The 26355-nt window shown below is 58.5% G+C and carries 23 protein-coding genes and 1 riboswitch; of the genes, 9 read left to right on the top strand and 14 right to left on the bottom strand.

Annotated elements, in window-relative coordinates:
* Window positions 1–2 precede the first annotated feature (2 nt).
* The 4 genes from ACJ8J5_RS05950 to ACJ8J5_RS05965 form a co-directional block, all read right to left on the bottom strand.
* A complete protein-coding gene (locus ACJ8J5_RS05950) occupies window positions 3–1031 on the bottom strand; it encodes a PLP-dependent cysteine synthase family protein (protein WP_060433071.1) in 1029 nt (342 codons plus the stop codon).
* A 42-nt stretch (window positions 1032–1073) separates the two neighbouring features.
* Entirely contained in the window at window positions 1074–1802 is a 729-nt protein-coding gene (locus ACJ8J5_RS05955; RefSeq protein WP_060433070.1) for a thioesterase II family protein, read from the bottom strand.
* Window positions 1799–3403 carry an AMP-binding protein gene (locus tag ACJ8J5_RS05960; protein WP_414104495.1) on the bottom strand — a complete coding sequence of 535 codons (1605 nt, stop codon included), beginning with the start codon at window positions 3401–3403 and terminating at the stop codon, window positions 1799–1801. The genes ACJ8J5_RS05955 and ACJ8J5_RS05960 overlap by 4 nt, the downstream gene beginning before the upstream one ends.
* A gap of 300 nt (window positions 3404–3703) precedes the next feature.
* Window positions 3704–3928, bottom strand: a complete 225-nt coding sequence (locus tag ACJ8J5_RS05965) for a hypothetical protein (protein WP_060433068.1) — start codon at window positions 3926–3928, stop codon at window positions 3704–3706.
* A 136-nt stretch (window positions 3929–4064) separates the two neighbouring features.
* Between ACJ8J5_RS05965 and ACJ8J5_RS05970 the strand changes: the two genes are divergently transcribed.
* Both ACJ8J5_RS05970 and ACJ8J5_RS05975 read left to right on the top strand, forming a co-directional pair.
* On the top strand, window positions 4065–6206 hold the full coding sequence (locus tag ACJ8J5_RS05970; RefSeq protein ID WP_060433067.1) for a TonB-dependent siderophore receptor: 2142 nt from the start codon (window positions 4065–4067) through the stop codon (window positions 6204–6206).
* Window positions 6206–7345, top strand: coding sequence for an ABC transporter substrate-binding protein (locus tag ACJ8J5_RS05975; protein ID WP_072269830.1), 1140 nt, complete (start codon window positions 6206–6208; stop codon window positions 7343–7345). Before ACJ8J5_RS05970 ends, ACJ8J5_RS05975 begins: the two co-directional genes overlap by 1 nt.
* Window positions 7346–7349: 4 nt before the next feature.
* On the opposite strand, the gene ACJ8J5_RS05980 is transcribed toward ACJ8J5_RS05975, so the two are convergent.
* The gene (locus ACJ8J5_RS05980) at window positions 7350–8009 is read right to left on the bottom strand and encodes a TetR/AcrR family transcriptional regulator (RefSeq protein WP_230201386.1); all 660 of its coding nucleotides are present in this window, start codon (window positions 8007–8009) and stop codon (window positions 7350–7352) included.
* 117 nt (window positions 8010–8126) lie between these two features.
* On the opposite strand from ACJ8J5_RS05980, the gene ACJ8J5_RS05985 reads away from it, so the two are divergent.
* A complete protein-coding gene (locus ACJ8J5_RS05985) occupies window positions 8127–9677 on the top strand; it encodes an MFS transporter (protein ID WP_442520473.1) in 1551 nt (516 codons plus the stop codon).
* Window positions 9678–9679: 2 nt separating this feature from the next.
* Window positions 9680–11065 (top strand): MmgE/PrpD family protein, encoded by a 1386-nt coding sequence (locus ACJ8J5_RS05990; RefSeq protein WP_060433064.1) that lies wholly within the window; start codon window positions 9680–9682, stop codon window positions 11063–11065.
* Between the two features lie 136 nt (window positions 11066–11201).
* On the opposite strand, the gene ACJ8J5_RS05995 is transcribed toward ACJ8J5_RS05990, so the two are convergent.
* From ACJ8J5_RS05995 to ACJ8J5_RS06015, 5 genes are all read right to left on the bottom strand, one after another.
* Window positions 11202–12737 carry a phospholipase D family protein gene (locus ACJ8J5_RS05995; protein ID WP_060433063.1) on the bottom strand — a complete coding sequence of 512 codons (1536 nt, stop codon included), beginning with the start codon at window positions 12735–12737 and terminating at the stop codon, window positions 11202–11204.
* A gap of 86 nt (window positions 12738–12823) precedes the next feature.
* The gene (locus tag ACJ8J5_RS06000; protein ID WP_025302842.1) at window positions 12824–13615 is read right to left on the bottom strand and encodes an AraC family transcriptional regulator; all 792 of its coding nucleotides are present in this window, start codon (window positions 13613–13615) and stop codon (window positions 12824–12826) included.
* A gap of 357 nt (window positions 13616–13972) precedes the next feature.
* Window positions 13973–14290, bottom strand: coding sequence for a cupin domain-containing protein (locus ACJ8J5_RS06005; RefSeq protein WP_025302841.1), 318 nt, complete (start codon window positions 14288–14290; stop codon window positions 13973–13975).
* A 314-nt stretch (window positions 14291–14604) separates the two neighbouring features.
* On the bottom strand, window positions 14605–15651 hold the full coding sequence (locus ACJ8J5_RS06010) for an FAD-dependent oxidoreductase (RefSeq protein WP_060433062.1): 1047 nt from the start codon (window positions 15649–15651) through the stop codon (window positions 14605–14607).
* A gap of 17 nt (window positions 15652–15668) precedes the next feature.
* Window positions 15669–16841, bottom strand: coding sequence for an MFS transporter (locus tag ACJ8J5_RS06015; RefSeq protein WP_230201384.1), 1173 nt, complete (start codon window positions 16839–16841; stop codon window positions 15669–15671).
* Between the two features lie 181 nt (window positions 16842–17022).
* Here ACJ8J5_RS06015 and ACJ8J5_RS06020 point away from each other — a divergent pair, with 181 nt between their 5' ends.
* The gene (locus tag ACJ8J5_RS06020) at window positions 17023–17892 is read left to right on the top strand and encodes a LysR substrate-binding domain-containing protein (protein WP_060433061.1); all 870 of its coding nucleotides are present in this window, start codon (window positions 17023–17025) and stop codon (window positions 17890–17892) included.
* 82 nt (window positions 17893–17974) lie between these two features.
* On the opposite strand, the gene ACJ8J5_RS06025 is transcribed toward ACJ8J5_RS06020, so the two are convergent.
* The 3 genes from ACJ8J5_RS06025 to ACJ8J5_RS06035 form a co-directional block, all read right to left on the bottom strand.
* On the bottom strand, window positions 17975–18382 hold the full coding sequence (locus tag ACJ8J5_RS06025) for a DUF2000 family protein (RefSeq protein ID WP_060433060.1): 408 nt from the start codon (window positions 18380–18382) through the stop codon (window positions 17975–17977).
* A gap of 58 nt (window positions 18383–18440) precedes the next feature.
* Window positions 18441–19289 carry an AraC family transcriptional regulator gene (locus ACJ8J5_RS06030; RefSeq protein WP_414104496.1) on the bottom strand — a complete coding sequence of 283 codons (849 nt, stop codon included), beginning with the start codon at window positions 19287–19289 and terminating at the stop codon, window positions 18441–18443.
* A 71-nt stretch (window positions 19290–19360) separates the two neighbouring features.
* The gene (locus tag ACJ8J5_RS06035) at window positions 19361–21226 is read right to left on the bottom strand and encodes a diguanylate cyclase domain-containing protein (RefSeq protein WP_414104497.1); all 1866 of its coding nucleotides are present in this window, start codon (window positions 21224–21226) and stop codon (window positions 19361–19363) included.
* Between the two features lie 177 nt (window positions 21227–21403).
* A riboswitch (Fluoride riboswitch) is annotated at window positions 21404–21479 on the top strand.
* A gap of 40 nt (window positions 21480–21519) precedes the next feature.
* Here ACJ8J5_RS06035 and ACJ8J5_RS06040 point away from each other — a divergent pair.
* From ACJ8J5_RS06040 to eno, 3 genes are read left to right on the top strand one after another with little or no spacing between them, the layout of a single operon-like run.
* Window positions 21520–22485 carry a DHH family phosphoesterase gene (locus tag ACJ8J5_RS06040; RefSeq protein WP_414104498.1) on the top strand — a complete coding sequence of 322 codons (966 nt, stop codon included), beginning with the start codon at window positions 21520–21522 and terminating at the stop codon, window positions 22483–22485.
* A gap of 3 nt (window positions 22486–22488) precedes the next feature.
* Window positions 22489–22917 (top strand): universal stress protein, encoded by a 429-nt coding sequence (locus tag ACJ8J5_RS06045; protein ID WP_025302833.1) that lies wholly within the window; start codon window positions 22489–22491, stop codon window positions 22915–22917.
* Between the two features lie 16 nt (window positions 22918–22933).
* Window positions 22934–24217 (top strand): phosphopyruvate hydratase, encoded by a 1284-nt coding sequence (gene eno / locus ACJ8J5_RS06050; protein ID WP_414104499.1) that lies wholly within the window; start codon window positions 22934–22936, stop codon window positions 24215–24217.
* Here eno and ACJ8J5_RS06055 read toward each other — a convergent pair.
* Window positions 24214–24621 carry a MerR family transcriptional regulator gene (locus tag ACJ8J5_RS06055; RefSeq protein WP_025302831.1) on the bottom strand — a complete coding sequence of 136 codons (408 nt, stop codon included), beginning with the start codon at window positions 24619–24621 and terminating at the stop codon, window positions 24214–24216. The two genes, eno and ACJ8J5_RS06055, sit on opposite strands and share 4 nt — an antisense overlap.
* Before the next feature lie 70 nt (window positions 24622–24691).
* On the opposite strand from ACJ8J5_RS06055, the gene ACJ8J5_RS06060 reads away from it, so the two are divergent.
* Window positions 24692–25912 (top strand): NADH:flavin oxidoreductase/NADH oxidase family protein, encoded by a 1221-nt coding sequence (locus ACJ8J5_RS06060; protein ID WP_025302830.1) that lies wholly within the window; start codon window positions 24692–24694, stop codon window positions 25910–25912.
* Window positions 25913–26355 lie beyond the last annotated feature (443 nt).

Below are 26355 nucleotides of genomic sequence, written 5' to 3' on the forward strand. Positions count from 1 at the left end.
TGTTAAACCGATAAGGCTTCAGATTGTTTGAACCACTCACGCCCTTTTTCTCGGTCGATATCGGAACCCGCGTCGGCAAAAAGCGTGACAATGCGTTGATCTGCACTCAACGTTTCAGCCAGCTTACAGGCCGTTTTCCAGTTGGCGGCGGAGGAGGCACCGATTTTGACGCCGGTCAGTTGATGGAACTCATGCATCGCACTGAGTGCTTCCCGATAAGAAACCGGATTGAAAGGCGGTTCTTGCTGCATCAGCTTACTGATGAAAGGCTGGCGAAAACCAAATCCCAACCCGCCGGCACCGGCGAACTTCGGTTCTCCGTTCGGGGCGGACAACGTACCGTAAGGCAGTTCGCGCGGCGTGCTGCCCCACACGATCAGCTGTGGGTTATCCTGACGTAGCGCCGCCGCAACGCCAGACAGTGTGCCTCCAGTCCCTACCGCGGACACCCAACCATCGACACGCTCGCCGTTCAACTGCCGACGGATCTCCGCGCCCGTCGCATGCTGATGTACGGCGGTATTAACCAGGTTGAGATGCTGGGATAACAGCGTCCAACTCCCATCTTCATGCGCAATCTGCTGGCTGCGTGCAATGACGCCGAGCAGGAACTGATTGCGATCGACCAGGGTAACGACGGCGTTGTCCCCCTTCAGCGTGTCGATCAACGGTTGCGGGGATGAATCCGGGATCACCACCTGCACCGCTATCCCGCACATGTTGCCGAGCTTAGCCAGCGCTTTCGCCATATTGCCCCCCGAGGAATCGAGCAATTTCAATTCGCCGGCGGCGAAATCGTGTTGATTGATGGCATCGCAAAACAGGCCGAATGCGGTGCGATCCTTCACCGAGCCAAACGGATTTTCAAACTCAAACTTGGCGTAAATCGACGCCTTCCCCTTTGGCGAGGGCACTTCAACCAGCGGGGTGTTACCTAACGCCGCATAGAATTTTTTCAACTGGGGGAACAGAGTAAAGGCTTTCTCCGTATCCGGTGCGCAATCCTGTGGGTTAAACAGCTCAAAATTCATCAGAGGTTCCTTTAAAGCCATAGGTTGACAAATAAGCCAGCGTTACTGAAGCAGCCGGCGGAGAAATGCAGCGGTATCCTGCATGAAATAAAAGTGATCGCCCGTAAGGAGTTGAACCTGGCTGCCAGGGAGTTCTTTTTTCCACTGCGACAGCGCGGAGCGGCTAACCAACGGGTCGTCGTCGCCGCCCCAAATGCGCGGCTGCAGGCCGGGCAACGGTTCTGCGCTGAGTTCGCCCAGCAGCCGTAGGTCTTGCTGTATCAATCGGGTGACAAGCGGGCGAGTGAGCGCATCCAGCGTCAACGCGCCGCTGCTTTCACTGAATGCCAGGATGTGGTCCAACACTTTTTGTCGCTGGCTTTCCTGCTGGAGTAATTTCAGTTCTGACGGCGCGCGCTGGGCCGACAAAACGGTGTCGATGCGAAAGCGCGACGTTTGCAGCGCCGCGGCAACCTGCAGGGCAAGCAGCGTGCCCATGCTGTGACCGAAAATCACCGCCGGTGCGATGCCCAGCGAGGCATGCAGCGCATCGACGCAGCGCGCAATGGCGTACTGAGCCGTTTCCCAGGCCGGCGCGCTTTGCGCTTCTTCCCGGCCGGGATATTGCATGATGAACAGATCCACCTCGTCCGGCAGCAGCTCTCGCCAGTGCTGGTAGAACGCAACGCCGCCGCCGGCATGCGGAAAGACCACCAATTGTTTGGTGACCGGCGAACTGCGCGGGCGGCTGAGTCTCACCGCGCAGCCGAGAGAAGTGCGCAATTGCGTCATGAGTTCAACCCCGCCGTGTTTCTGACGGACTGCTCCTGGCGCAGCATATCGCGCAGCGTCAGGCGATCTATCTTGCCGATGCCTTTCATGGGGATGGCGTCGATAACGATCAATTTTTCCGGTGCCTTGAACGCCGCCAGCCCTTCTTTCTCAAAGAAACGGCGCAATGCGCTGAGGGTTAGCGTGTCATCCGTACTGGTGACAAACAGACACGGCACCTCACCGTACAGATCGTCCGCCATGCCCACGCAAGCGGCTCGCACCACGGCAGGATGTTGTTCTGCCAGTTCTTCTATCTCGTTCGGACTGAATTTTTCTCCCCCGCGGTTAATCGAATCGTTGACGCGCCCATCGATGAAAATATTGCCTGCGGCATCGACATGCGCCAGATCGCCGGTGCGGTAAAAACCGTCAGCGGTAAATGCGGCAAGATTCGCCTGGGGATTTTGGTAGTATTCGGTGAGCGTATAAGGGCCGCGGGTGATCAGTTCACCTGATTTACCCACGGGCAAAGAACAGCCATTTTCATCGACGATCAGCACTTCATCATAGGGACTCAAAGGCCGACCCTGAGAGCTGAACCGCACCGCATCGTCATCGTCAACCGCGTTAAAACACAGTAGCCCTTCGCTCATGCCATAACATTGCTGCAGGGTAATGCCGAGACTGCGGGACGAGGAGGCCGCCAGCTCTGGCGTCACTCTGGCCCCTCCCACCTGGACATGCCACAACGTTGCCAGGTTGCGCGGCGTTTTTTGCTGCAGTTCGCTCCATTGCGACAGCAGCGCAGGCACCAGCGTGGTATGCGTCACGCCGCATCGCTCGATCGCGTCCAACGCCGTTTCCGCCGAGGGCGCATCGGCGAGCGCCACAGCGCCGCCGCGAGAAAGCGTACCCAGTATGCCGGGGCAATTGATGACGAATCCATGTGAAACCGGCATCGCAGCGAAATAGACCGACTGGCTGTCCAGAGCAAACACGTCACAGCCGCATTCGATCATATAACTGTAACCGCCATTCTTGCGGGCGATCGCCTTGGGCAAACCGGTGGTGCCGCTCGAAAGCAACATGACGGCGGTATCCGACTGCGTCATGGTGACGGCGTGAAGTGGCGGCGAAGGCACCAGGGGTGAACAGAACTGTTGTAAGTTCAGGTAGCGAGTATCGTGCCCGGCGTCGTCGTAATCTTCGACCAGTATCACATCGATATTGAGACCTTCCGTCAACAGCGTCTGCAGAGCGGCAAGTGGGTTATAGCGACGGGAACCGCGCTGCAAGGCAAATACTTTCGGCGCGGTCAGATGCAGAATGTGCCTTAGCTCTTTTTCACGATAAGAAGGTAATATCGGCACCGGGATCGCACCGAGCATCAACGAAGAGAGCATGACGACAACCGCTTCACGGGTATTGCGCAATTGATACGCGATCCGATCGCCTTTTTGCACGCCTAATTGGCGCAACTTCAAGGCGGCTGAAGCGACCGCACCGTTCAGCCAGTCGTAACTGTAAATCTCCCCGCGTTCAAAAAGCGCCGGGCGCTGTCCATGTTGTTGAAGGGCCTTTAATAAACGTTGATTGATTGAATCCCCAACACTAACCATAGCGACTCCATAATGAGTTAACTCACTGTTTGACTGTTATCTTTCTCAATCACAATTCGTTAAACAAACAGCTTTCGGCACCTCTGTCAGGCGGCGCCGTTACTTCTGTATTGGCTCACAATGAAAAGCAAAATGGACTCAAAAACACTTCATTTTCTGGTCGCCATCAAACACTACGACCGACCGTCAGTCAATTACTTTGGGGTTAATTATTTGTATATCTTATGTTTCATGCGGGCCATTTTGCCGTAAATTTGTTTTTAAACATAAGGTTATAAACAATGTTTTTTTCATAGTTGCTTATAACATTTCAGAAATAAGCTGATCTAATGAATAGTCTTGTCCTCCCCACAGCGAGGGCGCATCGACGCGGCGGGCCTTCAACAGAGCCTGCAACGCCACGGTTTCCGCCGAACTGAGCGCTAAATCCTGGCGCAGTTGCCAGCTGCCATCCGCCGCTTGCAGTACGTCTTCAGGTACGCCCACCTCCGCTAACAGCGCCAATAAATCATCCAGAGTCTTCATAATGTTATCCAATCGTTAAATGGTATTGATAATTATTCATATTGACCGTCAGTCGGTCAATGGGTATTTTAACGCTTGCCTGAGATGGCCAGGCTCCCGCCCCACAGCGAGACTCTTACTTGAAGAGGGATTATTTTTGAATAAATTCAACGAATTTCATTTGCGGCACGCTTATCTTTGCCCGTTTTTTTTGGGCATGGTGCCTTGCCTGACTCTGGCGGCAGGCGAAGAGTCGATATGGGTGGTAGCTGACGGTTCGTCCTCGGGCAACGTTCCACAGGGCTACGCGGCCCAACAAGCGGAGGTGGCAACCAAAACCCGTTCGCCGCTTGTCGACGTGCCGCAATTCGTCTCGGTGGTTAATCGACAGCAAATGGACGTGCAATCAGCCGATACGGTCAGTCAGGCGCTGCGCTACAGCGCCGGCGTTGCCGTAGAACGCTTCGGTGCATTTTCCAGCGGCGTGGACTTCGCCAGAATGCGCGGCTTTGAGGCGGACTACTATCTGGATGGTTTACGCGTCATCGGCAATACCGGCATTTGGGGGCCACAGATTGAAACCTGGGGGTTGCAAAGCGTCGAAGTCTTGCATGGCCCCTCCTCCTCGTTATACGGCCAGGGCGGTGCCGGAGGCGTAATCAATATGATTTCCCGGCGGCCTTCCGCTACCGAGTCGAATCAGCTTAAATTGGATGTCGGCAACGACCGTACGCGTTCCCTCAGTCTCGATGCCACCGGCGCACTGACCGATGACGAACAGTGGTTGTATCGTTTCGATGGCCTGGCAGCCACGCGCGGCTCGCAGATAGAAGATACCCGGCAGAAGCGTCTCTATCTGGCCCCCGCCATCACCTGGCAGCCCAACGAACGCACGCGCTGGACCGTGCTGACTCACTATTTGCGTGAACCCGAGTCGGGCTATTACAACACCTTGCCCGCCCAGGTTCTGGGGCTGTTGCCCAACGCGCGCGGCAAGATAGATACCGATAAAAATTACAGCGATCCGGCGCACGAGAACTCAAGCCGCACGCAATATGATGTGACCTCACTGTTTGAAGTGCAGTTGAACGATCGCTGGCGATTAAAGCAAAACCTGCGCTATTCCCATGTAGACTCTGCGGTGCGACGCGATTTTACCCGCGCCATCACGCCGGACAACCGCCTTTTGACGGCGGTCTACCAAGATTCCCCGAGTCAGGCGGACAGCATCGTGATGGATAACCAGGCCGAGGTGAAATTCGCTACCGGCGCCATCGCCCACCAAGGGTTGGTCGGCATCGACTACCAGACCGGTAAACTGGATAAAGACTGGTGGGGATCGCAAACCGTGACGTTCGATCCCTGGTCCGGTCAGTACCGCCCTTCATTCGATCCTGTTACGGTTTCACGCACGTCGACAACGCAACGTTTTCACCGCACCGGTTTATACGGGCAGGACGAAGCCAGCTGGCGCGGATGGCATTTGCTGTTGGGCGGCCGTCATGACTGGTCGCGTATGCGTACCAGTGACAATCTGGTCCATACCCAAACGCAAACCAATGACGCCGCCTGGAGCTATCGTGCCGGATTGAGCCACCCGTTCGACAGCGGCCTGGCGCCGTGGGCCAGCGTCTCTACCGCCTTCGATCCGCTGACCGGCACCGACGCTCAGGGCTCACCGTTCAAACCCACCCATTCCACTCAGTATGAGATGGGATTGAAACTGCAGCCGCCCGGCAGCGCAATGATGACCAGCCTGGCGGTCTACCAACTAACGCAGCGCGATGTGAACACCATCGATCCCCTCAATCCCAGCTATTACACCCAGACTGGTGAAGTACGTTCTCGCGGCGTGGAGCTGGAATCGCGTGCGGCGCTGACCGATAGCCTTAACCTGATGCTGTCCTATGCCTGGGTCAACAACGTCGTGACTCAAGCCAACGATAACACCCTGGGGCGACATCCGGTCGGTGTTCCGGCGCAAACCGGCTCAATGTGGCTGGACTATCGCTTTACTAAAGGGCCGCTGCAGGGGCTGCTGATCGGCGGCGGCGCTCGCTACCTGGGGGCCAGCTGGGGAGATGGCGCCAACACCTTTAAAGTGCCTGCCGTTTGGCTCGGCGATATGACCGTTCGCTATACGCCGGGTGCCTGGGACCCGCGCCTGTATAACCTCGAATTGGGGTTGACCATCAACAACCTGACCAACAAATCTTATGTCGCCAGTTGCACCAGTGCGCCTTACTGCAGCATCGGCATCGAACGCAGCGTCACCGGTTCGATAAGTTGGTATTTCTGATGCGCAGACGGCGTTTTCTGCAGGTCGCCACTTTGCTGACGCTTTCCTCGCCGTTGCGATCTCTGCGCGCGCAGGCCGATACGCAGACCGTGACCGATATCGTCGGGCGAACGGTGACCTTACGTTATCCCCTGCGGCGTATTTTCCTGGCGGAAGGCAATCTGTTTTATACCGTTGCGGCGCTTAATCCCCGCGCGCCGATGGAAAGACTGGTGGGCTGGCGAGACAATTTTCGCACCGCCGACCTGGATAGCTATCGGCTGTATCTGCGTCATTTTCCAGAGTTGGCGCAGTTGCCGACATTCGCCGGGGTGCAGCAGATGCAATTCGATCTGGAAAGGTTGATCGCCTTGCGGCCCGAAGTCATGTTGCTCAATGCGAATACTCGCTCGGCGCTGGAAGCGAGCGGTTTGATGGCTAAGCTCACGGCGGCCAATATCCCCGTGGTATTTGTCGATATGAGCATCGGCCTGATGAACAACAGCGCCAGAAGCATCGCCATCATGGGACAGCTGTTTGATAATCCGCAAAGCGCAGACAGCTTGGTTCGCTTCCGTCAGCGACATCTCGATACGATCCTCGATACGCTGGCAAAACGGTCTCCGCCGCGCCCACGCGTAATGATGGAGCGCGCCGCCGGGTTGTACGACGATTGTTGTCTGTCTTGGGGAAATGGCAACTACGGTGAAATGGTGAATATCGCAGGCGGATTCAACTTGGCCCAGAGGCATATCCACGGCGTTTACGGTTCACTGAGCCAGGAAACGGTGATCGCTTCCCGGCCCGATAAAATCGTTGTGACCGGCAGCAACTGGAGTCATTATTCACCTAGCGGTGACTGGGTCAACCTTGGCCCCGGCGCAGATTTGGCGCTGGCAAAAACGCGCCTGGAAAAATTGATGCGACGCCCGGCTTATCGCACCCTGGCCGCGGCAAAGAGCGGAAAAGCGTATGCCATCTGGCACCCGTTTTACGATCATCCCTTTAATTTCGTCGCTATCGAGCGGCTGGCCACCTGGTTTCATCCGTCGCTGTTCGCCGGCGTCGATCCCGAAGCGACATTTGCGGAGCTTTTCGCGCGTTTTCTTCCCATTCCGTATCAGCCCGGTTACTGGGTATCGCTCGATGCGGAGCCGTGAACGATCAGCGACACCCCAGCAAACGCATGAACTCCTGCGCCAGCGCCGCCCCCAGTCCTTGACGATCGGCGTTGGGATTGACCATGACGTCATCCACGGCGCCGTGCATGCCGTGATACATCAGGATGGCGGTCAAGTGCGGATTATCCAGACTCCAGGCGCCCGCCGCGGCGCCATCGTTTAAAATCGTCAGGATCTGTTCCAGCACGGCATCACGATCCTGATTGCCCCGGGTATGATAATGATGATCGTGATACAGCGCATCGTGCAATTCCATACCTTCAAAATAGGTCGCCACGCCGGCATCACACCAGGCTCTTAGGCGCGCCAACCAGTCATCTTGTGCACATTCATCGATAGCCAGCTGAATTTTCTCGATAAAGTGATTAGTGAACCGTATACGTAAAGCGGACAACATTTCGTTTTTGGACGGAAAATAGTGGTAGAACGTCCCTTTGGCGACGTTGGCGTCACGGACAATATCGCTGATGGTGGTCGCTTCAAATCCTTTTTCGATAAACAGCTTCTGTGCCGCATCCATCAATTCATCCAGGCGCACTTCTGCCGGTTTGGTTCGAGGCTGTGTTTCTTTCATCTTTTCTTTTGTCTTCATATCAACGTCCAGTGTGGATCCAGCGGCCATCGTAACCAATGTTGTTGCCATTGACCAGCCGACCTAGCGCAGTGAAATCAATATTCACACTCCATTGACCGACGGTCAGTCATAATATAATGTGAGAATAGTTTTCACTATCACCCTCTCTCAATAAGGAGCCCCTCTATGTCCGGTATGCGCAGGATTTCGCTCGTTGCCGCCATCTGTCTGGGTACATTTATGGCGTCGCTCGATATCAGCATCGTCAATGTGGCACTGCCCACGATGCTGGAATCACTGCAAACCGACATGTCGGGCTTGCAGTGGGTCGTTGACGCTTATGCCCTATGTCTCTCCGCGTTAATCCTTTCGTCCGGCCCGCTGGGCGACAGGTTTGGCCGTAAACGCATTTGGCTCTTCGGCGTCGCCCTGTTTACCGTTGGTTCGATCGTTTGCGCATTCGCGACCAGCCTCGGCATGCTGCTGACCGGTCGAGTGATCCAGGGTATCGCCGGTGCAGCCGTCATCCCGGGTGCGCTGTCCCTGCTGACACACGCGTTTCCGGAAGAACAGCTGCGGACCCGCGCGATCGGCATTTGGTCCTCGGTTAATGCGCTTTGGTTGGTGATCGGCCCGGTTTTGGGCGGCCTGCTGGTACACACCACTGGTTGGCCGGGCATTTTCTGGATCAACATTCCGGTCGGGATCGTCGCGCTGGTATTGGGCGGTTGGGGATTGAGAGAGAGCTCGCATCCGGAACACGCTGCGCTCGATCCGCTAGGGCAAGGGCTGAGCATCTTGTGGCTCGGCGCGCTGACCTATGGGCTGATTGCCGCCGGTGAGTTCGGCTGGCACAGCTTGCAGTCGCGCCTTCCGCTGTACGCCGCCCTGGTGCTGTTTGCGCTGTTTCTCTGGGTGGAAACCCGGGTCAAACGCCCCTTGCTGCAACTGAGTCTATTTCGTCACGCCGACTTTACCGGCTACAACTTCGCCTCTTTCGTGCTTGGATTCTCCGCTTACAGCAGCGTCTTCTTCGTCTCGTTATTTCTGCAACAGGCTCAGGGTTGGAGCCCCGCGGACACCGGTTGGCGCATGGCACCGGAGTTTCTCGCCATGGCGCTGGCCGCTTCGGGTTTTGGCCGCCTGTCCGCCAAACTGAGTGTGAACTCGCTGATGATCGCCGGCTATGGTCTGATGGGCATTGCCCTGCTGTTGCTGACGCAGCTGCACGCCGACTCGTCTTACCCCCTGGTGGCGCTGTATTTGGCGCTACTCGGCTTCGGCATGGGGTTGTCGATGCCGGCGACCAGCGCGCTGGTGATGCGCACCGTCGCGCCGCAACGATCTGGGATGGCATCGGCAACGATGAACGCGCTGCGACAAACCGGCATGACGCTGGGCATCGCGCTGCTGGGCACATTGATGAGCATGCAAGCGGTCACGACTTTAACAGCGGCGTTGCACACGCAGGGGGTGGAACAGGCTGCCGAAATCGCCCGGGTAGCGGTGATAGAGCAACAGCAGACGGCCGTGGACGCGGTGGGCGCGAATCGCCTGCAAGATCTGACGCACAGCGCCTTCGCCGACGGTTTCGGGATCGCTATGTTTTGGGCCGGATTGCTCAGCATCGCGATGACCGTATGGCTGCTGATCATGCTGCATCCGCGTTTCCGTCTGCATTCACAGGCTGAAAACGCCCTGCTGAGCAAGTCCGCTGAACGACTGAACGAGGAATAAACATGACAAAATTATCGGTCGACCCGATCGAGGAATTGATCGCTTTCGCCTCACAGATAGATGCGTGCATGGTTCCCCCCGCTGTCCTGGCATTCCAATGCAAACGACTGATGGATAATCTTGGCTGTCTCGCCGCAGGTTATGACCAAAGCGGCGTCGACGCGGCGCTCTCGCTGGCCAGACGCTGGAGCGGCAACGCCGAGGCCAGCATTATCGGCAGTGAAGAACGCCTCGCCGCGCCGCAGGCGGCGTTCGTCAACGCCGTGCGAGCCCGCGCGCTCGACTATTGCGACGTTCTCTCCCCCGGCTGGCATCCCAGCTCTTCGGATATTCCAGTCGCGCTGGCTGCGGCGGAACTGTCGGGCGCTTCCGGATTGGATATGTTGGCGGCATTGGCCGTCGGCCAGGACTTCGCACAACGCATCAACCTTGCTGCGCAGGCGAACGGCTTTTTCTACCGCGGATTCGACTCAAATATCCTTGGCCTGTTTTCAGGCGCAGCGATCGCCGCCCGCTTGCTGCGCCTGGATCAACAAGCTTTCGCCGACGCCATAGGTCTGGCGTTCGATTTCGGCATCGGCACCTTCCAACACTATCAGGACAAGACGCTGGCGGTGCGCATCAGCCAGGGATTGGTGGCGCGCCATGCGCTGGAAGCCGTTTTGATGGCTCAGGCGGGGATAAGCGGCCCCAAACGCGTCCTGAGCGGCGAGAACGGTTTTTTCAATCTCTATGCGCCGGGCGAACCCGATCTGGGGATGCTGACCCACCAATTGGGCATTGCCTTTCTGGGGGAAGAAGCGACCTGCTTCAAGCTATACCCACATTGCAGCATTCTGCTGGCGTTGACAGAAACGCTCTTGAACGACGGGCCACACCGGCAATTGCCCGATCCCGAACGAGCGAAGATCACGCTGCATGCATCACCGACCATGCGCATGGTGTGCGGTGCGCCATACGAGCCGCAGAAAACGGCCGAAATCGATGCGCAATTCAGCGCGCGTTACATCATCGCTAACGCGCTGCTGCGCGGCCAAGCCAGCGCTCTCGAATTCAGTGCGGCCTTCGCGACAGAACCTACGGTCGTTGCGCTAGCGCAGCGTATCGAGGTTCATGAACAACACGCCTTTGAACGGTTTGACCGCTTCGAACTTCATATCACGCCGGAACAAGGTGATACGCTGCGGCTCGAAGCCGAATTCGGCCGCGGCTGGCCGGAGAACCCGGCGGATATGCAGGATATTCGGGATAAATTTCTTCGCTGTTGTGAGCAGTCGCCGAATCATGGATTGAGGAATAACGCGCGACGGCTGATGGCCTGTATCGAGAATCTGATCGAAGCGCCCTCGTTACAAGCCTTGTTAGCCGCAACTCGGGAGGGGCGCTAGTCAGGCTTAGCCACCGCATATCGCCGGAGTTAACGTGGCGGGGTCCGTCCTGTCACTTCGGCGTGTAAATCTCTCGGAGTGTGGCGATCACTTTCGCCACGTTTGGGTTATCGAGTGGCGGCGGCATTCGCCGGCGTTACAGCATCCACTCGATAGGCAACCAGCCGGCCACGGTAAGAACGATGCGTTTTACCCAGCCGGCGCCGGGTTCTTGCTGGTGTACCTCGGTATGGCCGTCTTCGAAGGCTTCTTTCCACACCATTTTGCCTTCGGGCGTCAATACCGGCCGATAGGCGGCGTACTCAAGCGGGCCATCAAACAGTTGGCGGGTGTCGGCCGCCAGCGCCGGGCTGTCGATCAAGAATCCCATTTCGCAGTTCAGGTGCGCCGAGCGCGGATCGAAATTGAACGAGCCGATAAACACCCGCTTATCGTCGATGGCGAAGGTTTTGGCATGCAGCGCCGCGCCGGACAGCCCCAGCGGCTTGAGCTCCTTGCGCCCGGTCGGTTGACCGGCGCGCAGCTTCAGCTCGAACAGTTCGACGCCCGCCTGCAGCAGCTCACGTCGGTATTTGGCGTAGCCCGCATGCACCACCAGCACGTCGGTGGTGTTCATCGCGTTGGTCAGCACGCGAATGGATTTCCCCTGTTTGGCAAGCGATTCAAAGAAAGTCGCCCCTTCTCGCCCCGGCACGAAATAGGCGGAGACCAGATCCAATTGCTGGCTGACGCCGCCGATGATCTTACCCAGTTGCGTCACCATCAAACGATCGCGCGAAGCCTTGCCCAACCCTTTCGCCGGATCGTCGGCCACCAGCTCTACCTGGGTGAATTCCGGCTGTACGGCGCCATCGCGAAAGCGCACCGCGCTGGTTTCCAGCTGCACCGCCAGTTTACGGGCGCGCTCGCTGGTTTCGGTGGCGGCGGCCTGCGTCAGGAAGGCGGAAAGATCGCCTTTTCCCCGAATAATCTGCTCAACGCCGAACACCGAGGCGCTGTTCCAGTAGCGATCGAAGACCTCGGCGGTCTCCGCCACCACGTTGCCGACGCTCAACACGTCGAGATCGAGGAAATAGTTTTCGTCACCGACCTGAAAATACTCGTCGCCGATGTTGCGGCCGCCGATGATCGCCACGGCGCCGTCGACGATGTAGGACTTGTTATGCATGCGCCGGTTCATGCGCATAAAGTCGAAGGCGTAACCGGCCAGCTTCGGCGTACGTACGGTGGACGGATTGAACAGACGGATCTCGACGTTTTCCTGGGCGTTCAGCGCCGCCAGCGTCTCATCCATGGCGACGCCGTTATCGTCCAGCAGCAGCCGCACGCGCACCCCACGTTGGGCCGCGTCATACAGGGTTTTCAGCAGGATCTGCCCGGAGGTGTCGTTATGCCAGATGTAGTACTGAGCGTCGATAGACCTTTCCGCCATCCGCGCCAGCGCCAGGCGGCTGGCGAACGCATCGTGGCCGCTGACCAGCGGCACCACGCCGCTCAGGCCGGAATGTGCCGCCATCTGTTCGGCGGCCCGCGCCGGCAATAGCGCGGTAGGATCCGCCGGCAATGCCGCCTGCGGCAGACGCTGCGAAATATCCGGCAAACGAAAGATGACTCTTGCCGCAATAATGGCGATCGTCACGGCGATAATCAGATACACGACAATTTTTATCACGGGAGGCGGCCTCGGAGGTTGACTGCTTTGCTTTATACGTCATTAGGTTGCTTCAATCTATAGGAGAAGCGCGCTATGCCATAAGGCTATAGCGTAAAGCGCGAAGGCGAAACGCCAAACAGTTTTTTGAACGCCACCGAATAGGCGCTGTGGCTCTCATAACCGCTTTCGAAGGCGGCGTGGATGATCGAGTTGCCCGCCAGCAGCAGCGGGATGGACGACAACAGCCGTAGACGCTGTTTCCACTGACCAAAGGTGATGCCGGTTTGTTGAGTGAAGTGACGCTGGAAGGTTTTCGCGCTGATCGACAATGAATCCGCCCAGATCTCAATGCCGCGATCGTCGGCCGGCGTGATGACCAACTGCCGGCAAATGTCAGCCATTCTCGCTTCCATCGGCCAAGGGAGATGCAGCGCCAGCTGCGGCTGCAGGCTCAGTTCCTCGAGGAACAATGCTCTGAGCAACGCGTGGCGTTTGGTCTCCTCGCCCTCGGGCGCCAGCGTCGCCAACTGGGCGATCAGCTCGCGCAGCAGCGGCGACACCTGCAAGACGCCGTCGCGCAACGGCAACCGCGCGGCGGTGAATTCATCAACAAAAATCCCGTAAACGCAAATGTTGCTCTGCATGACCAGCTGATGTTCTACCCCCGGCCGCAGCCAGACTGCGGTGGTAGGCGGTACGATCCAGCGTCCGCAGCTCGCCTCGACCGCCATAACACCCTGTTGCGAATAGAGCAAATGGCAGCGTTTATGCGAGTGGTAAGGAATGACAAAGCCCGCCGGGTAGTGTTTCACCAGCCCCGTCACCTCGAACGCAGAGTTTTCGTGGCTGCTGAGGTCGATGCGTTTCGTTTCGGCGTTGTCGACGTCGAATCCCATGGTCGTTTGTCCCTTTTGATAACGCGAATGTCTTTTATTTGATAGAGAGGCCGCATGATCCTCCATATAGTGACGTTCTCGCAAGCCACACCAGGGGCCTTATGCGAAGAAACTCACTATTTACACCAAAATTTCATCGTTCTGCTTAAAACGAAGGCGATGACGTTGCGCATGCGCTGCGCAATGGCGGCTCGTTGCGGGGGCGACGCGGCCGAAAGTGATGGAAAGGGAAAGCGCGGTGGCTTAAATCAGGAGGTATGCGCATCAATCAGCAGGTAGCTCAGCCTGGGGGGCGGCTTAATGCTAAAGGGATAGGGAGAGCGCCTAGGCTCTCCTCCATCCAGAATGGTTATCTCGTCAACGGGCCAACTCGGCGCCGTCCAGCTCGGAAATCGCCAGACAAATCACTTCCGTGATGGCCTGTACCGTATAGGCGGTCTTGGCAGGAATGATTAACATCTCATGGGGTTGCAACGTCTGATCGTCAACCTTCAGTTCACCGCTCAGCACCATCAGTTTCACCCAGCCCGGATGAAAACGCGCCGGTTGTTGGCTGCCCGCATCCAGCTTCAGCAACGCCGTATGGCCAGGCGTCTCCCGTTTCAAAATGTGAAAGTGTACCCCATCGTAAGGCATGTTTTCGTAATGCAGTGACGCCAGTGTTCTCTTATGCATGGTAAGTGTCCTCGTGACCTGTGAGTAGCTGCTCCGCCTTCGGTCGCCGTAAAAACGATTGGCGGCTGTCCCTACCGAAAGCACCGGCTCGCAGCCTCTTGGCGAACGGATTAACTGTCGTACTTGCAGCGGCCAGATCGACCGCCGTTTCATGCCTAACCTGCCTCAGGCATGCTACTAAATATATAAGAGCCTCGCCGACGGCGCAAAAAACCGCTGCAGGGTTGAGCGTATTACGGTGCTGATCCGTAGTCGGAAAACCTGAACGGCGAGACCAAGGCGCCGTCTGCCGGAGATCGCGATGGTCTCCCCCTTCACACCCCATCATTAATAAATCGCGCCGGGCGATAAGCGTGCGGAATGGCGGAATTGACGCCATGCAGCAGCTCGTCTCCGATCAGCCGGCCAAGCGTCGGTGCGCACATCACGGCCGGATGCATCACCGCCACATAGAGACAGGTGGCGCCCAGCGGCCCAACGATGGGATAACCGTCGCGCGGCCGGGGGCGCATCCCCACCGAACACGCCTGCAGTTGCAAGGGCGCCGTGCCTGGCAGGCGCCCTTCAATCGCCGATTGCGCTTCGCCCTCCACGCGATTTTCATCGCCGTGCGCAGGATAATCTTCCGCCGCCAGCAGATCGCCATTTTGCGCATGACGCACTTCGATGTCGTCGCCCGCAATCAGCGTGTTCACCACCTGCGCCGCCGCGTGATAGCGTAACAAAATGGCCGGCGACGCCTCGATCGGCAGTGAGAATCCGCTGCCGTCCAGCAGCGCCGAGATCCCCGTGCCGCAGGCGAGCACCACCCGATCGGCGGCAATCGCGCCTTCCTCGGTAACGATGCCAACGATCTGCCCGTCTTCACGCAAAAATCCGCTGACGGTTCGCCCCAGGAACAACTCCCCGCCCCACGCGCGAACGCATTCGAGCAACCGCTGCGTCACTTCTTGCGGATCGACGGCGCCGTCACGCGCCGCAAAATAGGCTTGACTATCGGGCTGCCTGAGCCCCGGTTCCAGCGCGGTCACCTCGGCGGAGGGCAAAAGCCGATTATCGGGGTTTTGCGTCGCCGGCGCCTGACCATAGCTGAGCGCGCCGGACCAATTCACCCAGAGATCCGGGATCTCCTGCGCCAAGCGTATCCAGTCAGCCACGATCTCGCGCCGCAGAAACGCGTCGGGCGCGCCCTCAGGCACGCCTTCGCTGATCCAGCCGAACGAGCGGCCTGTGGCTCCCGCCGCGGGATGCGCCTGCTCAACCACGATAACGTGCTGCCCTTGGCGCGCGAGATGATAGGCGATCGATGCGCCGACAATCCCGGCGCCCACGATAACCATGCGTGATGATGTTCCATTCATTTAATGATGTCCGAACCTCATTTCAAGTGTTGTCGCCAAAGCAATCCTGCCGCCAGGCAGGCTACCCCGCCGCCGCAGGCCAACACGGCATAAGACGTGCCCCAGCTCTGGGTGGTATCCATCACGATGCCAAAGGATAACGGGGCGAACGAACCGATGCCGAACCCCAGCAACGATCGCCAGCCCATCACGCTGCCGAGCTGTTGCGGCGGCACGTTGTCCGCCATCGCCGCCGACAGCACGCCGGAGTCGCCAAGAATAAAGAAACTGCCGATGCTGACGAACAGCAGCGTCCAGCCCGGCCCCCAGTTCGCCGACCACCCCATCAGCAGCGATCCCAACGCACCGGCGGCGCCCACAAACGTCAGCACCGAGGCACGATTGAAATAGTCGGAAACGGTGCCGACAATCAGCGTGGCGATCATGCCGGCCAGGTGGATCACCGCCGCGGCGATCAATCCGGCGCTGAGCGGATCCAGAGAGAAACCGCTCAACGCCTCGCTGACCAGGCTGGGTGCCCAGGCCCAGTTACCGAGCAGTTCCCAGCTGTGAGCGATATACCCGATCAGTAACAGCAGGGTCGCATAGGTGATAGCATAGCTTTCTCGTTTCGTCTTCCTCCCCAGCGTGCGCGGTTGCGGTTCCTGATAACCGACCAGGGCCAACGAACCCGCCAGCGCCCCCAGTAGCGCACCGGCGGCGCACAGGGCAAACGCCACGCCGGCGCCCCAGCGCATGGCGCTCCAACCGGCGATGAAAACCGACAGAAAATACCCCAACGAACTGGCCGCCAGGATCATACCGATGGCGTAACCGCGTCGGGCCGGGCCGTTCATCCCCATCGCTAACAGCAGCGCCGGCGTATAGGCGCCGCCCTGCGTCAGGCCGACGAAGGCCATCAACACCAGTGCGCCGATATACGAATGGGCAAACACGGCGAACAGCATCAGCGCACCGGCACCCAGCCAGGAAAACAGCAGATACACCCGACGCGCGCCCAGCGAATCACACCACCAGGAAGCCACCAGCAACGCCAGGGCGTTGGTCAGGCTGAACACCGTCTGCACTGTACCGGCGGAGGCGGCGCCGAGCTGCCACTCGCTTCTGATGGTCGGCAGCGCGCCGGCGAACATCATGGTGCCCAGGCAGAGGCCGGCCCGGCTCACGCAAAGCAAAAAGAAAGCTCGCATCTCAGGGGCGCCTCCCTGTCAACCGCAGGGTGAGGATAACGCCATTAACACGCATGACCGATAGCCAAAAGATCCGCATCATAAACTCAGTAATCAGAAGGAGATGCCTCATCATAGTGAGCAAAATCAACGGCTGACAAACGATCTTTCCTCCCTCACTTGGTTGAGCTAGACTCAACCTATGAAAAAAATTCACTCCCTGCCGCACCTGTCCGCTTTCGAAGCCGCCGCCCGTCTCGGCAGCTTCAGCGCCGCTGCGGATGAGCTGTTTCTCACCACCGGCGCGGTCAGTCGCCACATCCGCAGCCTGGAAGAACAGCTGGAGCTCAAACTGTTTTATCGCGGACACAAGTCCGTGCGGCTGACGCAGGCCGGCGAGAATTTTTCCCGCACTGCGTCCCGAGTGATAAGCGAATTGTTTTCGGCGGAAAGCGCACTGAAAGCGAGCGCCGGCCGGCAGCGGCTGGTGGTACACAGCCTGCCGACGTTCACCATGCACTGGCTGATGCCGAAATTGGCAGCGTTCAACGAGATTCATCCGGAGGTCGCGATTGATATCACCACCGCCACTGGGGCCGTCGATCGCAATATGCCGTTTGACCTGGCGATCCGGCGCGATCCCGCGCACTTCTCCGGGCTGAAAGCGATCCCTTTTTTGCAGGAAGACAGCCTGTTGGTCTGCAGCCAGAGCTATTTGCGCACCATGCCGATCAGCGCGCCAGACAATCTGGCCGGGCATACCGCCATTCGCATCCGCGCCCGTGAGGATTTATGGCACAGCTGGTTGAATACCTATCCGACGGCGCTGGACGCCTCGCCGCCGCCGCTGACGCTCGACCATACCTTCGCCGCCATTCAGGCGGCCGAAGACGGCCTGGGGCTGGCCGTCGTGCCTTACCTGTTCTGCGCCAAACATCTGTCGTCTGGCCGGCTGGTGTCGCCTTTCCCAGCGTTGACTATCCGAACCGGCGTTTATTCCCTGCTGCTGCGCGATCGGGACGATGAGGTCGTGAGCCAATTCGCCGCCTGGCTGCAAACGTTCCAGGCGTAAGCGCCGTATCGGAAACGCGTCACCCTCCTGGACATGCGCGAGCGTTTCGCGCGTCCACTCGGTAAACCAGGCAAAGACATTCTCAGGCGTGGAGCGTCAGGCCTTTTATCGCCTTATCCACCGCTTTCTTCGGCCCGCGCAGCGCCAGGCCGACCAAATCCAGATTGTCCGCGTCTTCAGCGAGAAAAACCTGCCGGTTGGCTGCATCGTGCCCGGTCGCAAACATGGCGTACACATAGGGAACCAACGTCAATTCCCGCTCCAGCCCTTTGCGATGCACATTTTGCAGGCCCGGCAGATCCGCGGCAAAAATCAGCATCGGCTGCCCGGAAATGCCGCCGTAGCGTCTGCCTTGCGCATCCACATAACACTCGCCGATGATTTCCGGGGCGGCGGCGGCGATGCCCGTCGCCAGAAAGGCCACCACATTCAGCCGCTGCCAGGTCTGCAGATCGTCGCGTACGATAAACGCTATCTTGGTATCAAACATGTTTCGCTCTACTCCGTTGTGCTCTTAAAATAAAAGCGCATCATCGGCGATGGGCGAATCAGCGGTATAGAACGTTTGTGCACTGACGTTGATAGGCCGCCGGCGATAAACGGTAGGCGCGCTGGAACCAGCGGCCCAAGTGGCTCTGATCGGCAAAGCCCACCTGCATCGCGACCTGCGCCGGTTCTTCCCCCTGCGCCAACAACAAGCGTGCAGCCCGCAGCCTCAGCCGGACCAGGTAAGCATGCGGCGACTGGCCGAAGGCCCGGGTGAACTGGCGAGTCAGGCGGAAGCGGTCCAGGCCGCACTGAAGCGCAAGTTCATCCAGGCTGGGGTTACCCGCCATGTGCTCGTGCAGGTAGTCTCGTAAGCGATTCATCACAATCAAAGCATCATCGCTTTGGGACGTTGGCCTGACGCGAATATGCCGCGCCAAAAGCGTCAGCAGTTGATCCAGGCTTTGATCGCGCGCCAGCCGGCCTTCCCCCTGATGCAACGCAAAAAAAGCCTGTTGTATCGTGGTCGCCAGCATCGGATCGTCGGTCAACGTGCTGTGGAAGGCGCCTTCCAGCACAGAAACGTCCCCTAATCCGCGGCGGTTCATCGCATCGGAAACCCAATGCTGCGGCAGATAAAGCATGGCATAGGTAAACCCTTCGGCCTGCGGCGCATGGCCATCATGCACCGCACCCGGTTCGATCAGCATGGCGCGTCCCGGCCGGCTGGTATGCAATGAGCGATGGCAGTTGAAACGTTGTAAACCTTGCTGCGTTACGCCCACCAGCATTTCGTCATGATCGTGGGGATCGTAGGCATGCCCCTGAAAGTGGGCATTGACGCTTTCGATGCCGGTTTCGTCATCGCGCCGCAGTTCCAGCCAGTCTTTGTGTTGATGATTAGACGCCATGCACTCAGTCCGGAGTTCTGCCCATAGGAAAGAAGAAAACAGCTTACCCTGAGACGGTCACCGTTTCACGCTCATAACTCGCAGATGGCATAAGTGCCCTTACCGGCCGATTTCGCCTGATACATCGCGCCGTCGGCGCGGGTCAACAGCATCTCCTCCGTCACGTCAGTGTGTGAGGAAATCGCCGCCCCCAGGCTGGCGGACAGGCTCACCGTCTGCTGCCCGATCTGCGAAATATCAGCCAGCCGCGCCAACACGTTTTCGCAAAATTCGCTGACCTCGCGCTGCGGTTCCGCCAACGGCCACAGGATGACCGTGAATTCGTCACCGGCCAGGCGCGAAACGCTATGGCGCTCGCCGGCGCAGGCGCTGAGCAACCTGGCGAACGTCTTGAGGATCAGATCGCCGAAGTCATGGCCATAGCTGTCATTGAGGGCTTTGAAACCATCGAGATCGATGAACACCAGCGCCATTTGCCGCTGTTCGCAACAGGCCTGCACCGTGCTGGACAACCGACGCAGAAAAGCGCGGCGGTTGGTCAATCCGGTCAGCATGTCGTGCGTAGCATCGTACTCCAGCCGTTGCTGCAGGCGCTTCAACTCGGTAATGTCCATGGACAGAATGTAAAACCCCTGAGCCTCGCACGGCACCAGCGTAGTGTGGATCATCAGCAACCCCTTCTGGGTCTGGAGCTCATTTTCGAAGCTCACCATTTCCCCCGCCAGGGCCCTGTCTATCATCGGTTTCGCTATCTGATAAACGTTCTCCCCCATAAAATCGCGCACCGTCATTCCTCTAAGGCGGCTTTCTTCCAGGCCAAACCAGGTTTTATAGGCGCTGTTAGCGAACAGGTAGCGTTCATTACCGTCGATTTGGCTGATCAACGCCGGCATGTTGTCAGTAATGGCCCGCAGGCGTTCCTTCTCCGTGCTGAGCTGATATTCGGCGAGTACCCGGGTTTCAATCTCTTCGTTGAGTTTCTTGACGACCACGTTCAGCTCCCGCGTGCGGATTTCGACGCGTTGTTCCAGCTCGTGTTGCAGAGCGAACAGATCGGCCTCCGCCGCCTTGCGCTCGCTGATATCGACGATAACCGAGATGAAATGATCCGGTTTGCCGTTAGGCAGCCGGTTTAACGCCACCGTCAGCTGCACCCAGACGATCGAGCCATCGGCACGGAAATAGCGTTTTTCCAGCGAGTAAGTACTGATCTCGTTTCTCAGCAGTTGCTGCAGTTTTTCCAGATCGGTGTTGAGATCGAGCGGATAGGTAATGTCCTGAAAGGTGCGATCCATCAGCTCGCGCTCGGAATAGTGCAACATTTCGCAGATGCGCGGATTGACCCGCAGCCAATACCCCTGCAGCGACACCAGCGCCATCCCTACCGCCGCCTGGGCGAAGGTCTGTTCGAACAAGGCTTCCGAGCGTTGCAGGTTGGACTTCAGGTTTTCGGTATAGACGTGGCGTTCAATGCTCTGGAGGTACTCTTCCACCACGGCGGCGAAGTCGTGCAGATCGGCCACCTGCTCCGGGGAAAACGGCTGCGGCTGGCTGTCGATAATGCACAGGGTGCCGAGCGACAGCAGCGGTTGCCCGACGTAAAAACCGATCCTCGGCCCGCCGATCACCAGCGGATTATCGAAAAAGCGCGGGTCTTTGGCGGTATCGGGTACCACCAGCGCTTCGCGTTGCAAGATGGCATGGCCGCAAAACGAGATATTGCGCGGCGTTTCTCGGGCATCCAGACCGTAGCGCGATAAGAACCACTGGCGATCCCGGTCGATTAGCGACACCAGCGCAATGGTTACGCCGAAGTATTTCGCCGCCAACCGCGTGATGCGATCCAGTTTTTCCACCGAGTTCGAATCCAGCACGTTCAGGGAATTCAATACCGACAGGCGTTCGGCTTCGTTTTCGGGGAAGCAGGGTTCGAGCATGTTGTCTCCCATTGTGTCACCCACGGCCCCCGGCAAAGCCGGCGTGAGTCCGTTCAGCGTTTCCGTCGGTTAGCGGCAAATATCCTTGTCCATCATAGACTCACTCAGTATCAATCCGATTGCGTATTCTCGCCAGCTTTGCCGGGCGTTGCGTTTACCCCCGCGCTGCGCTACAGTCGTTCACAAGGTGATGGTGTTCCACCTTTCCCAACCGCCGCGTTCACTCGAACCGGATGATGACGCCTGATATACAACTTCGCTTTATTTTTTAGGCAGGTATGTCAGGAGTCGCTATGAATGAAATCTCACGTCTTACCCCTTTTCCGCCTCAGCCCGACGCCGTCGAGCAGGAAATACCCCTGTCCGTTTTCGGCCATAAAAATCCCGACAGCGACAGCATCTGCAGCGCGCTGGTGGTCGCGGACTGGCTCAATCACCTCGGCAAGCCGGCCGTGGCTTTTCGCCTTGGCGAACTGACGCCGGAAACCCGTTACATACTGGCTGCCGCCGGCGTGCAAGCGCCTGCGCTGCTGACAGACGAGCTCCGTGACCGCAAAGTCTGGCTGGTCGACTTTACCGATATCGAACAAGGCCCGGCCTCATTGCCCGACAGCGATGTGGTCGGCGTTATCGATCATCACCGGCTGGGCACCTTGATCACTCGCAACCCGCCCGATGTCTGGATCCGCGCCGTTGGCTGTTGCGCCACCGTGATCCTGTCCATACTGACGTCAGATACGCCGATGCCGCTTTCTTCCGCCCAGGCCACGCTGCTGCTGGGCGCGATTTTGAGCGATACCGTTGCGCTGAGCGCACCGACCACCACCGAACAGGATCGGGTGGCGGTCGCGCGGTTATGCGCAATCTCTCACGTTGACTATGACGCCTTCACCGCCGGATTGCTTGCCGCCAAAACCGATCTTTCGGGGCAATCCGCCCCGCAGTTGCTGCACCGTGACGCCAAGAATTACCGCATCCATAGCGTCTCGCTGCTGCTGTCGCAGATAGAAGTGCGGGCTATGAGCGATATCGATCCGCTGTTGCCCGCGCTGCAACAGGCGCTCGAGCAGGCTAAGCAGGAGGCCGGGCTGGAGATGGCCGCGCTGCTGGTTACCGATATCACCCGCCACCGCTCTACCCTGTATTTCTCGTCGAACCGGGTGCTCGCCATTCGGCAGGTGTCGCTGCCCGGCATGACGAGCCGGAAAAAAGAGGTTTTACCGTGGTTAACCCTACAGATTGCTAACGCAGGGAGATAAGTCATGTCGCTCTATCAACATGCTTTACTGCTGGTGCAGGATGAACGCGACGGCCGGCTGCTGTTGCGCCATGCCGAACGCCTCAATCAGCAGATGAATACGCGCATTACCGTGGCGCACATCAGCGCCGACTATGCCGAGCTGGACTACCTCAGCGATGCACAAACCAAAGATCGCCAGTCCAGCGAGGTGATCGCTGCCAAAGCCATGCTCAGCCGGCTGGTGGAAGACTGCACAATCCCCCTGGAGGTGCGCGCAATTGTCAGTATTCACCGTTTCAAAGACATCGAGGCCCTGATTGCCCGTGAAGGCGTCGATCTGTTGCTGCTCGGCCATCAGAACCGTCCGTTCGGCGTCTTTGCCTCCTTCGGCTTCGAGTTCATTAACCATTTGTCGATCGACGTGCTGATAAAGCACGTGCCCACTCCCTAGAATGAGGTGATCATCCATGAGCTATGAAATTGAAAACGTAACCGCCAGAGAGATCCTGGATTCGCGCGGCAACCCCACCGTCGAAGTTGAAATGACTGCGGCGGGCGTCGTAGCACGGGCTTCGGTTCCCTCCGGCGCCAGCACCGGTTCACGCGAGGCGGTGGAACACTGCGACGGCGATCCGCACCGTTACGGCGGCAGAGGCGTACTGGAGGCGGTGCAAAGCGTCAAAACGGCGATCAATGAAGCGCTGTGCGGGGTGGATGTACGTCAACAAGGGGAGATTGACCGCCGGTTGATCGCACTGGACGGCAGCGAGAACAAGAGCCGATTGGGGGCCAACGCCCTGCTCGGCGTTTCTCTGGCCGCCGCCCGCCTCGCGGCGCAATTGTCGCAGCTGCCGCTGTATCGTTATCTGGGCGGTCTCGGCGCCAACCTGCTGCCGGTGCCCTGCATGAATATCATCAACGGCGGCGTGCATGCCCGCTGGCAAGGTGCGGACTTTCAGGAATTTATGATAGCGCCGCTGGGCGCGCCGTCGCTGCGCGAGGCCGTGCGCTGGGGCAGTGAAGTTTATCAGGCGCTGCGCCAAATTCTGTTGGAGAAAGGCCTGTCGGTCGGCGTTGGCGACGAAGGCGGTTTTGCGCCGGCGGTTGCCTCGAACCGGCAACCGCTGGAGCTGATCGTGCAGGCGATAGAGAAAGCCGGTTATCAACCGGGAGACGATATCGCCATTTGTATGGACCCGGCCTCGAGTGAATTCTATGCCAACGGCAAATACCGCCTGCGCAGCGAAAACGCTGAACTGGATGCCGAACAGATGACGGCCTATTACCAGCGGCTGGTGCAAGATTTTCCCATCGTGCTGATTGAAGACGGTTTGGCCGAGGACGACTGGGCGGGCTGGCGCATTCTCAGCGACGCCCTGGGCGATCAGGTGGAACTGGTCGGTGACGATCTGTTCGTCACCAACGTGAAATACATCCAGCGCGGGATTGATGAAAGATTGGCCAATGCGGCGCTGATCAAGCTGAACCAGATTGGCACGCTGAGCGAAACTTTCGCCGCCGTGCAGCTTTGCCAGGCAAATGGCTGGGGCGCCTTTATCTCACACCGCAGCGGCGAAACCGTCGACAGCTTTATCGCCGATATGACGGTTGCGATGCGAGCTGGCCATGTGAAAACCGGCGCGCCGTGCCGCGGCGAGCGGATCGAAAAATACAATCAGCTGATGCGCATCGAAGACCAATTGGGCATCGCGGCGGTATATGCCGGGCGCGCCGCCTTTAAACACCGTTAATCTTTGCAGGCCGGCCACGCACCGGCCTGTTTTTCATTTTTTGCGCGGCATAATCCCGCCACGCCGGATTCTAACAGAATACGCCGCGTCGCCATCAACGTCTCACGCTGCTCGTTCAGCGTCGCCATCATCCGTTCGATTTCCGCCAGCCGGCTGTCGACGCCCTGTATCAACCCATCCTGATAGGCGCTGCCCTGCAGCGCCAATACCCCGCGGATCGCCTGCAGCGAAAACCCCAGATTCTGGCCGATTTGGATCAGGTGCAGCCGCTCCAGCGCGCTTTCGCTATACACCCGATATCCGTTAACGCCGCGCACCGCTTTGGGCAGCAGACCCTGCTGTTCGTAGTAACGTATCGCCGACGCGGCCATGCCGGCGCGCTCCGCCAACTCTCCGATTTTCATGCCCTATTGACCTTAAAGTTAACTTTAACCCTAGTATAGCGCCATTCCCCCTGCGACAGGAACGTACCCGATGTTTACCCCACTGATTCTGCCCAACGGCAGCCGCTTACCCAACCGTCTGGCCAAGGCCGCGTTGGAAGAAAATCTGGCCGATGAAGGCCAACTGCCCGGCCCCGCGCTATGGCGCCTGTATCGCCACTGGGGTATCGGCGGTGCCGGCCTCATCATCACCGGCAACGTGATGATCGACGGACGCGCCATGACCGGCCCCGGCGGCGTAGTGCTGGAACAGGATACGCCGCTCGAGGCGTTCAAAACCTGGGCGGCGGCCTCGCGCCAAGAAGGCGCACAGGTATGGATGCAGCTCAGCCACCCGGGCCGTCAGGTGATGGCCAACATGGGCGGTAACGCCTGGGCGCCCTCCGCCATCCCAATGGCGATGGGCAAGTACAGCAAGCAGTTTGCCCCGCCGCAGGCCATGAGCGAAGCGCAGATTGCCGAGGTGATCGCCCGCTTCGCCGCCAGCGCGCACGCCGCCGAACAGGCCGGGTTTACCGGCGTGCAGATCCATGCGGCGCACGGCTACCTCATCTCCCAGTTCTTGTCGCCGTTGTCCAACCAGCGCAGCGATCGTTGGGGGGGCGAGCTGGCGAATCGCGCCCGCCTGCTGCTGGAGGTGGTGCGCGCGGTGCGCCAGCGTGTCTCGCCAGGCTTTTGCGTGGCGGTCAAACTGAACTCCGCCGATTTTCAGCGTGGCGGCTTTTCGCCGGACGAGGCCCGACAGGTATTGTTGATGCTCAACGAACTGCCGGTCGATCTGGTGGAGTTGTCAGGCGGGAGTTATGAGAGCCCGGCGATGCAGGGCGAAGCGGCGGACGACAGCACCCTGGCGCGCGAAGCCTATTTTCTAACCTTCGCCCGCGATCTCGCCGCAGTGGCCCGCATGCCGGTGATGACTACTGGCGGCATCGCCCGCCCGTCGGTGGCGCAACGGGTGCTGAACAGCGGCATCGCGGTGGTCGGCATCGCCACCGCCATGGCGGAAATTCCCGATCTGCCGCACCGCTGGCAAACCGGCGAAGCCCCTCATGCGCTGCCCGCACCGGTAAAATGGCGCGATAAAACGCTGACGCTGCTCGCTCGTATGGCGCTGATCAAGCGCCGCATGCACGCCCTGAGCCGCGATCGGACGCGCAACGTGCGTTACTCCCCGCTGTGGTCGCTGCTCATCGACCGGTGGCGCACCCGCCGCACTCTGCGGCGCTATCACGCCTGGTTACGACAACGTTAATAACCGCGGTGCCGGCAGACTCGCCGGCACCGCACAAAAATCCCGCTTTTTTGATCGCGCTACGTAAAATCTGCAAGAAATCACCACTCTGGGTACTGCGCTTTTAACGCTCGACCGCTTATATTCATCACAAATTTTGTGTATATAACCGCTATAGGACTTAAGGTGGTGAATAGATGAAAATAAGCCGCTATTTTCTATTTATGTTATTAATCGGAAATTCACCTTAATAATAAATGCATTAAAGAAGTAGCCAAAGGAAAGCAGAAAAGGATTTTTACGCAATGTTAAAGAAATGTTGTTTTTTGCTGGCAAAATCAACGGTCAACAAATCAACAACATATTGATGAGCCTAAGAAAAAACTAAACAATTCAAAACAAAATCGGCTATTGAGTCCCAGGCAAAAAAGCCATATATTGGTCGCGCTTTTCACAAGGCAGTT

Origin of the sequence: Serratia sp. CY43202 (assembly GCF_052168755.1) — a bacterium.
GTDB lineage: Bacteria > Pseudomonadota > Gammaproteobacteria > Enterobacterales > Enterobacteriaceae > Serratia > Serratia bockelmannii.

Bases quoted from the DNA above. Each gene is read 5' to 3' on its own strand.
- ACJ8J5_RS05950 (WP_060433071.1), bottom strand. From the start codon at position 1,031: ATGAATTTTGAGCTGTTTAACCCACAGGATTGCGCACCGGATACGGAG.
- ACJ8J5_RS05955 (WP_060433070.1), bottom strand. From the start codon at position 1,802: ATGACGCAATTGCGCACTTCTCTCGGCTGCGCGGTGAGACTCAGCCGC.
- ACJ8J5_RS05960 (WP_414104495.1), bottom strand. From the start codon at position 3,403: ATGGTTAGTGTTGGGGATTCAATCAATCAACGTTTATTAAAGGCCCTT.
- ACJ8J5_RS05965 (WP_060433068.1), bottom strand. From the start codon at position 3,928: ATGAAGACTCTGGATGATTTATTGGCGCTGTTAGCGGAGGTGGGCGTA.
- ACJ8J5_RS05975 (WP_072269830.1), top strand. From the start codon at position 6,206: ATGCGCAGACGGCGTTTTCTGCAGGTCGCCACTTTGCTGACGCTTTCC.
- ACJ8J5_RS05980 (WP_230201386.1), bottom strand. From the start codon at position 8,009: ATGGCAACAACATTGGTTACGATGGCCGCTGGATCCACACTGGACGTT.
- ACJ8J5_RS05985 (WP_442520473.1), top strand. From the start codon at position 8,127: ATGTCCGGTATGCGCAGGATTTCGCTCGTTGCCGCCATCTGTCTGGGT.
- ACJ8J5_RS05990 (WP_060433064.1), top strand. From the start codon at position 9,680: ATGACAAAATTATCGGTCGACCCGATCGAGGAATTGATCGCTTTCGCC.
- ACJ8J5_RS06000 (WP_025302842.1), bottom strand. From the start codon at position 13,615: ATGGGATTCGACGTCGACAACGCCGAAACGAAACGCATCGACCTCAGC.
- ACJ8J5_RS06005 (WP_025302841.1), bottom strand. From the start codon at position 14,290: ATGCATAAGAGAACACTGGCGTCACTGCATTACGAAAACATGCCTTAC.
- ACJ8J5_RS06010 (WP_060433062.1), bottom strand. From the start codon at position 15,651: ATGAATGGAACATCATCACGCATGGTTATCGTGGGCGCCGGGATTGTC.
- ACJ8J5_RS06015 (WP_230201384.1), bottom strand. From the start codon at position 16,841: ATGCGAGCTTTCTTTTTGCTTTGCGTGAGCCGGGCCGGCCTCTGCCTG.
- ACJ8J5_RS06020 (WP_060433061.1), top strand. From the start codon at position 17,023: ATGAAAAAAATTCACTCCCTGCCGCACCTGTCCGCTTTCGAAGCCGCC.
- ACJ8J5_RS06025 (WP_060433060.1), bottom strand. From the start codon at position 18,382: ATGTTTGATACCAAGATAGCGTTTATCGTACGCGACGATCTGCAGACC.
- ACJ8J5_RS06030 (WP_414104496.1), bottom strand. From the start codon at position 19,289: ATGGCGTCTAATCATCAACACAAAGACTGGCTGGAACTGCGGCGCGAT.
- ACJ8J5_RS06035 (WP_414104497.1), bottom strand. From the start codon at position 21,226: ATGCTCGAACCCTGCTTCCCCGAAAACGAAGCCGAACGCCTGTCGGTA.
- ACJ8J5_RS06040 (WP_414104498.1), top strand. From the start codon at position 21,520: ATGAATGAAATCTCACGTCTTACCCCTTTTCCGCCTCAGCCCGACGCC.
- ACJ8J5_RS06045 (WP_025302833.1), top strand. From the start codon at position 22,489: ATGTCGCTCTATCAACATGCTTTACTGCTGGTGCAGGATGAACGCGAC.
- eno (WP_414104499.1), top strand. From the start codon at position 22,934: ATGAGCTATGAAATTGAAAACGTAACCGCCAGAGAGATCCTGGATTCG.
- ACJ8J5_RS06055 (WP_025302831.1), bottom strand. From the start codon at position 24,621: ATGAAAATCGGAGAGTTGGCGGAGCGCGCCGGCATGGCCGCGTCGGCG.
- ACJ8J5_RS06060 (WP_025302830.1), top strand. From the start codon at position 24,692: ATGTTTACCCCACTGATTCTGCCCAACGGCAGCCGCTTACCCAACCGT.